This is a genomic window from Dactylosporangium vinaceum (assembly GCF_019904175.1).
GTDB lineage: Bacteria > Actinomycetota > Actinomycetes > Mycobacteriales > Micromonosporaceae > Dactylosporangium > Dactylosporangium vinaceum.
The window spans coordinates 8363997-8370716 of sequence record NZ_CP061913.1; the positions used below are offsets into that span (position 1 = coordinate 8363997).

General features: G+C 70.0%; 8 protein-coding genes. 1 reads left to right on the forward strand and 7 read right to left on the reverse strand.

Going from position 1 to position 6720, the window contains the following annotated elements:
• Nucleotides 1-26: 26 nt before the first annotated feature.
• The 4 genes from Dvina_RS37590 to Dvina_RS37600 form a co-directional block, all read right to left on the reverse strand.
• Nucleotides 27-776, reverse strand: coding sequence for a Crp/Fnr family transcriptional regulator (locus Dvina_RS37590; RefSeq protein ID WP_223094302.1), 750 nt, complete (start codon nucleotides 774-776; stop codon nucleotides 27-29).
• A gap of 28 nt (nucleotides 777-804) precedes the next feature.
• Nucleotides 805-1110, reverse strand: a complete 306-nt coding sequence (locus Dvina_RS37595) for a hypothetical protein (RefSeq protein ID WP_223094304.1) — start codon at nucleotides 1108-1110, stop codon at nucleotides 805-807.
• Nucleotides 1111-1113: 3 nt separating this feature from the next.
• Complete coding sequence (locus Dvina_RS55385) at nucleotides 1114-1239, reverse strand: hypothetical protein (protein WP_261959843.1); 126 nt, start codon at nucleotides 1237-1239, stop codon at nucleotides 1114-1116.
• 144 nt (nucleotides 1240-1383) lie between these two features.
• Entirely contained in the window at nucleotides 1384-2637 is a 1254-nt protein-coding gene (locus Dvina_RS37600; RefSeq protein WP_223094306.1) for an IS701 family transposase, read from the reverse strand.
• 661 nt (nucleotides 2638-3298) lie between these two features.
• Between Dvina_RS37600 and Dvina_RS37605 the strand changes: the two genes are divergently transcribed.
• Nucleotides 3299-4321 (forward strand): LuxR C-terminal-related transcriptional regulator, encoded by a 1023-nt coding sequence (locus Dvina_RS37605; protein ID WP_223094308.1) that lies wholly within the window; start codon nucleotides 3299-3301, stop codon nucleotides 4319-4321.
• 60 nt (nucleotides 4322-4381) lie between these two features.
• On the opposite strand, the gene Dvina_RS37610 is transcribed toward Dvina_RS37605, so the two are convergent.
• Genes Dvina_RS37610 through Dvina_RS37620 form a run of 3 tightly spaced genes read right to left on the reverse strand, consistent with a single transcriptional unit; the run spans nucleotide 4382 to nucleotide 6711 of the window.
• The gene (locus Dvina_RS37610) at nucleotides 4382-5170 is read right to left on the reverse strand and encodes a thioesterase II family protein (protein ID WP_246655580.1); all 789 of its coding nucleotides are present in this window, start codon (nucleotides 5168-5170) and stop codon (nucleotides 4382-4384) included.
• Between the two features lie 12 nt (nucleotides 5171-5182).
• Nucleotides 5183-6475 carry a beta-ketoacyl synthase N-terminal-like domain-containing protein gene (locus Dvina_RS37615; protein WP_246655581.1) on the reverse strand — a complete coding sequence of 431 codons (1293 nt, stop codon included), beginning with the start codon at nucleotides 6473-6475 and terminating at the stop codon, nucleotides 5183-5185.
• Complete coding sequence (locus tag Dvina_RS37620) at nucleotides 6472-6711, reverse strand: phosphopantetheine-binding protein (protein ID WP_246655582.1); 240 nt, start codon at nucleotides 6709-6711, stop codon at nucleotides 6472-6474. The genes Dvina_RS37615 and Dvina_RS37620 overlap by 4 nt, the downstream gene beginning before the upstream one ends.
• Nucleotides 6712-6720: the final 9 nt, after the last annotated feature.

A 6720-nucleotide genomic window follows, 5' to 3' on the forward strand; every position in this document is an offset into this window, starting at 1 on the left:
ACTGGGCAGCGGTACCGCCCGTGTCACTACGCCGCGGTGTAGTGGGACACCTGGGGGCGCCGGATATCGCGGGCCGCCGGGGCGTAGCCACACTCCATGAAGTCGTCCAGCCGGGGTTCGTCGACGAGGAGGAAGCAGTCGTCCCGGGTCGCGACGAGACCGGCGTTGCGGAAACGTTTGAGGAAGTAGCCGACGCGCGACCGGGTGGTGCCGACCATGCCGGACAGCTCTTCCTGGGTGATGCGCTCCTCGATGCGCAGGAGGTGTTCCTCGCGCTTGCCGTGTTTGCGGGCCAGGTGCAGCAGTATCGCCGCTAATCGGTATTCGCTGTCGGCGGTCACCAGCCCGATGATGAGCTGCTGCTGCTCGAACAGACGCTGGGCGAGGTAGCGGACGAACTCACCGCGCAGCCCGGCGTCGGCCAGGGCCGACAGGACCTTCGCCGCGGAGATGCGCCGTAAGACGGTCGGCGTCATCGCGATGACGGTCTCCATCCGGTCGCTGCCGACGAGGCACAGCTCGCCGAAGACGTCGCCGGCGGCGTAGATGCCGAGGAGGCACTCCTTCCCCTCGCGTGAGGGGGTGACGGCCTTCACCTGGCCCTGCTCGACGAGGTAGAGGCTCCGGTCGCCGTCGAGACAGCCGTAGACCACCTCGCGCCGGCCGACCTTGATGGTTGAGGCGCAGAGGGCCTCGGCCCGGATCAGCCGGCTCAGCGTGCCGCCCAGGTCCGAGTGCATGCCCAGGCTCGCCGGTGTCAGTGCGGTGACCGTCATCGACCGCTCTTCCTGTTCAACGTCTTGTTCACGATCGCATCCCTTCCGTGCCGAACTCATCGCCGGTCCAGATCCGAAATCCGCTGTAAGACACATGTCGTAACTCGTCGGCCACCGTTGGGCCCACCTCTTCAGCAAAGCCACGTGTTTCGGTCGCCGCCTCGGCCGTGATGAATACGACGACATACATCATTCCGAGAGCTTTTCGCACCCGCAGATGCTCAATCTTTGTCGTCTCCCGCCGATCGTTGCGCCGGATGCTCGCTTCCATCGTCTCGATGGAGGGCGGAACGCTACCGGCGTCGACGGTGAAGCACAGCTCGACGGCGTACATGGTTTATCTGCCGTTCATGTCGGAGCTGCCGAAGCCCCACTCGAATCCGTCACCGCTCGCGGCGCCGTGGGTGCGGAGGTTGCGCTGCGAACCGACCCGGGTGGTGGTGTACTCGACTGGAGTTGACATGGCTGGCTCCTCTTCGCTCGGGCTTGCGCCGATCCGGCTGGTTGTCCCCGTCGGCGTCCCACTCAGCCTGCGAGACGCAACGCCCCTTGTCAGCGACTTGAACGGCGCAGGAGGTGCCATGGCACCTAGTACTCCAACGTCACTTCAGCCGTTGCGTGTGAGTCTGCGCTGGTAGTGGGATCGGCGGGCGCGGGCTTGGACGGTTCGTCGCCAAAGTGACCAGCGCAGGGCGTGGCTGGGATCGATGGGTCGGTGGAGGGTCAGGGCGTTGAGGAGGCGGCGGGTCTCGGGCACGGTGAGCGCGATCGTGGGGCTTTGCAGGTCGGGTTCGGTGACCGGCTCGGGTGCTGGGACGAGCGTGGTGAGCAGGGCGAGGGCGAGCATGGCCAGGGTGATGAACCGGTGCCAGCTGGTCCAGGTCTGGACCTGGTAGTGGTCCAGGCCGATCTCGTTCTTGCCGGTCTGGAAAAGTTCTTCGACGCTCCATCGGCTGCCCGCGACCCGGACCAGCACGCGCAGCGGCACCGGCCGGGGTGACCAGCACAGGTAGAACGCGACTTCGCCGGTGTGCGGGTTGCGGCGCACGAGCAGCCAGCGATGCTCGCCGGGATGGGTGGCGGTGGTGATCCAGGCCCACTGGTAGGTGCGTGGTCCTTTCGCGCCCGGGCCGCAGCTGTGTGTCTGCCAGCTGCCGGCGGGGACACGGGCGGTCAGGGTGTCGGCGCGGATGATGGTGCGGCCGTGGTTGATGCGGACTCGCCGGTCGCAGCCGATCGCCAGGACGTAGCCGACACCACGGGCTTCGAGGTCGGCGCGCAGGTCGGGGTCGGCGCCGTAGACCTCATCAGCGGTGACCCAGCTGGCTGCAACGCCGGCGACGGACGCGGCAGTGAGCATCTGCCGGGCCAGGGCCGGTTTGGTGGCGAACACGGTGTCGTCGGGCACGCCGGCTCGGGCGCGCCGGTCTGGCTGGTTACACCAGTTGGCTTCGGGCAGGTAGAGCCGCCGGTCGATCAGACCACGACCGCGCGGGGAGGCGTAGGCCAGGAACACCGCGACCTGGCTGTTCTCGATCCGGCCCGCGGTACCGGTGTACTGCCGCTGGACCCCGACCGAGGATCGGCCTTTCTTGACGAAGCCGGTCTCATCGACGATCAGCACGCCGTCGGCGTGACTGACCTGTTCGAGCAGCAGGTCGCGGGTGTCGTCTCGGACGGCGTCGGCGTCCCACACCGCCTTACGCAGCAACCGTTGCATCGGCTGCGGATCCGGATGCCCGGCGTGCTCGGCCAAGGACCAGCAGGTCTTGCGTTCTACCGTGGAGAGCAGACCCGCGACGAACGCCGCCGCGGTCCGGCGGACCTCGGCTCGGGCGAACCGGCCGGCGATGCGGGCCATGCCAGTGTCGAGCAGCGCACCCCACCGCTCAGGGTCTACGCTGTGGCACGCGGCCACCGCTTGATCTTCTTTTGTCTTCACAAACCATCGATGATCACCGCGGTGGCCGTCTTCATGCCCACGCCACGCCGCACCCAGCCGCGAAGTGACGTTGGAGTACTAGCTGTCAATTAGCCGAATTTGGGCGACGTCCGGCATTCGGTCCCAACCGGACGTGAACTCGACCACGTCCAGCATCTGAGACCCAGACTGTCGGGAAAGCGACAGAAGTGCCCGACAAATCACCACAGATTTTCCCAGCAAAGCACCCGGCAATGCAGGAGTTCAGCGCCCGGGTCGAGCAGGTCCCGGCGGCCCCGCCGACGTCGGCGGAAATGTCCGGGAGCGGCGGGTATGCCACCGGCGCCCGAGCCCGGGCGAGGCCCGTCCGACCGCTTCGCGAAACGCGCTGGAAACCCATCGTCGCCGATGCTCCATCTGCTGGTAAGCCGGGCCTGGGGCGTTAGCATCAACTTGCGTTGATCACTCTCAAGTGGCGCGCCCCGGCGGCTAGCATCACCATGGATTGGTCACCTGGAAACGGGCGAGACCAAGGCACAAGCACGTTTGCAAGGGGGTCGGCGGCGTGACGCAACCACCGTTCGCAGCGAAGCACACGACCATGGCGGACTCGGTCCGCGACGGCGCACCCGACGAGGCGATCATCGACGGCGCCGTCATCGACGATCATGTGGCCGCCGCCTACAATCTCCTGCTCGAACAGCCCGGGCTGGACCTCCAGCAGTTCGCCGAGCGGCTGAGCTGCACCGAGGCGGCCGTCCGGGCGATCCTCAACCGGCTGACCGACCTGGCCCTGCTCAACCACACGCAGAGCGAGCACGGCGGGCTCGTCGCCGTCAGCCCGCTCGCGGCCATGCAGAGCCTGCTCGCCCGGGAGCAGGCCGCGCTGAACCAGCGCCAGGAGTTCCTCCAGCAGAGCGCCGACACGTTCAGCTCGATCCTGTCCGCCTACGGCGGCATGACCGGCCGCGGCGACTCCGACCGCCTCGCCCAGCAGCTGACCGACCTGCCGACGGTGCGATTACGGCTGCAGGAGCTGGCCATGTCGGCGAAGGAGGAGGTGCTCTCCTTCAGCCCCGGACCACGCAATCCCAGCGCCACCCGGGCCGCCAGCCGCCCGCTCGACCTCAGCGCGCTCAGCCGCGGCGTGCGCATGAAGACCATCTATCTGGACACCATCGCGTTCGATCCCGAGGGCCTGAAATACGCCCAGGAAATGGTGAAGGCCGGCGCCGAAATACGGACCTGCGCCGCCCTGCCCATGCGCATGATTGTCATCGATTCGACTACCGCCGTGCTGCCCCGCTCGCCGGACAACGACACCGACGGCGCCGTGATCATCCGGCAGGAATCGATGGTCGCGGCCCTTGTCGCACTGTTCGAGAGCCACTGGAATCAGGGCCGGGCCCTGCCGGAGCCCGACGCCGAGCCGACCGGCTGGAACGCCAGCGAGCGGGCGGTGCTGCGACTGCTGGCCACCGGCGCGAAGGACGACGCGGTGGCCCGCCAGCTCGGCACCTCCGTCCGGACCGTCCGGCGCACCATCGGCGTCATGATGACCCGGGCCGGCGCCAGCTCCAGGTTCACCTTCGGCGTGTACGCGGCCCTGCAGGACTGGCTCTAGACACCTTGCCGGGGCGGCGGCACCCGGCGGGCCGGCCCGGGTGCTGCCGGCCGCCGGCGGCTACGGCTGCGCTCCGAAGCCGAACACCCGGGCCAGATCCTGCCGCAGGGCCGATGTCACGTCCGACCGGTCGTCCCCGCGGTCGCCCTTCAGGTAGAAGTGGCCGCCTCGGAAGACCCGCATGGTGAACTCCCCCGTCGTCTCCTCCTGCCAGGCCAGCAGCTCGGCGCGGCTCACCTCCGGGTCCTCGATGCCCACGTAGGCGATCAGCGGGCAGCCGAGCCGGGGCCCGGGCAGCACCGCATAGGCCTCGTTGAGCTCGAAGTCGGCCCGCAACGCCGGCATCATCATCCGGATGAGCTGGGTCTCGCGCAGCACCTCCGGGGGCGTGCCGCCCAGGTGCCCGATCGCGGTGAGGAACTCGCCGTCCGGCAGGGAGCTGAACAGCCGGCGGGCGGTGGCCAGCCGCGGCGCCCGCCGCCCGGACACGACAAGGCCGGCGGGCGGGAAGCGGCGGGCCACCTCGAAGGCGATGATCGAGCCGAGGCTGTGCCCGAGGAACGCGAACGGACGGTCCAGGTACGGCTCGATCGCCTGGCACAGCGGGTCCAGCAGCTGTTCCATCCGGCGGTACGGCAGCTCCCGCACCCTGGACTCCCGGCCCGGCAGCACGACGGGGCAGACCTCGACGCCCGGCCCGAGCAGCGAACGCCAGGGCCGGAAGATCGCCGACCCACCGCCCGCGTGCGCGAAGCAGAACACCCGCATCGCCGCGTCCGACCCGGCCGGATCGGCGCTGCCGGCCAGCCAGCGGGCCGAGTCCGGCAGCAATCGCATGTCGGTGTACATCGGGGTACCTCCCTATCCGCGATCGGGCCGGCCGAACACCACGCTGGTGTTGAAGCCCCCGAAGCCGAAGCCGTTGGACATCGCGTAGCCGATCTCGGCCGGCTGCGCCAGTGCGCCGACCAGGCGACGGGCCGGGTCGATCGGCGCGCGGAGGTTGGCGTTCGGGTGCACGAACCCCTCCCGCATCTGCACCAGGCTGGCCACCGCCTCCACCACACCGGCGGCGCACAGGCAGTGCCCGATCAGCCCCTTCGTGGAGTTGACCCACGGCCCGGCGATCTCCGGCGGGAACACCTCGCGCAGCGCGGTCAGCTCGACCTCGTCGCCCTTGGTGGACCCGGTGCCGTGCGCGTTGACGTAACCGATGCGGTCCGGGCCGATCCCGGCGCGGTGGATGGCCCGGGTCATCACCCAGCTCTCGCCGTCGATGCTGGGGTCGGCCAGGCCGTTGCCGTCCAGCCGCAGCGCGTGCCCGGCGACGCGGGCCCACGCCGGTGCGCGCCGCCGGGCCGCCGACTCCGCGGACTCCAGCACGAGGCAGGCGGCGCCCTGGCCGGGCACGAACCCCTCCCGGTCGGCGTCGAACGGGCGGCACCGCTCGTGCGGGGCGCCGTCGCCGTTGACGCCGGCCATCGCGCCCAGGTTGTAGAAGCCCTGCAGCTCCATCGCCGACAGGTCGGTCAGCGCGCCGAGCACGAGACACACGTCGACGGCCCCGGCGGCGACGAGCCGGCTGCCGTTGATGATGGCCACGTTCCCGCTCGCCGAGGCGCCGCCGACCGTGTAGCCCTCGCCGGTGATCCCCAGGACCTGGCTCACCGTGCCGACGTGGTCGGTGTCCATGAATCGCAGCGGGTACCGCGCGGGCAGGTGCACCGGGCTGTTCGAGTAGCGGGGGCGGACCTCCTCGGCGTAGCGGCCGCCGAGGTTGTGCCCGGCCACGACGATGCCGATCCGGTCCGCCGGCACCGGCGCGCGGTGCAGGGCCGCGGACTCCCAGGCTTCGAGGGCGACCGCGACAGCCGCCCGGATGGCCAGCGGGGCCCGCCCGGCGACCCGGACGGCGCTCGCCCGCAGCCGCTCGGGCAGGCTCGCCCGGACCGCGACAGCGGCCCGGAAGTCGAAGCCGCGCAGGTCGGCCGACAGCGTCGGGCGCAGGCCCTCCTGTTCCGCCTCGTGCAGCACCGGCCGCAGCCCGATGCCGGAGACGCCGTCGCGCAGCGCCGCCGCGAACGCCTCCGTGCCGGCCGCGGTGGAGCACAGCACACCCGTGCCGGTGACCACCACCTCACACGGCGCGGTCACGGCGAGTGCCTGCGCAACAGCCGGGCCAGGGAGCCGATGTCGCGCACGTCGCGGAACTCGCCGACGGGCACGCTGACGCCCAGGTCGTCCATCGTCATCGTCACCACGTCGGTGCGGTCGATGCTGTTGGCGCCCAGATCCGTCAGCGACACCTCCTCGGTGACCTGACTCGCCTCGAGCTCCGGAAGGACCTCCAGCACACTGCGCCGGATGGCCTCCATGACCAGATCGTCCATTGTGGAACC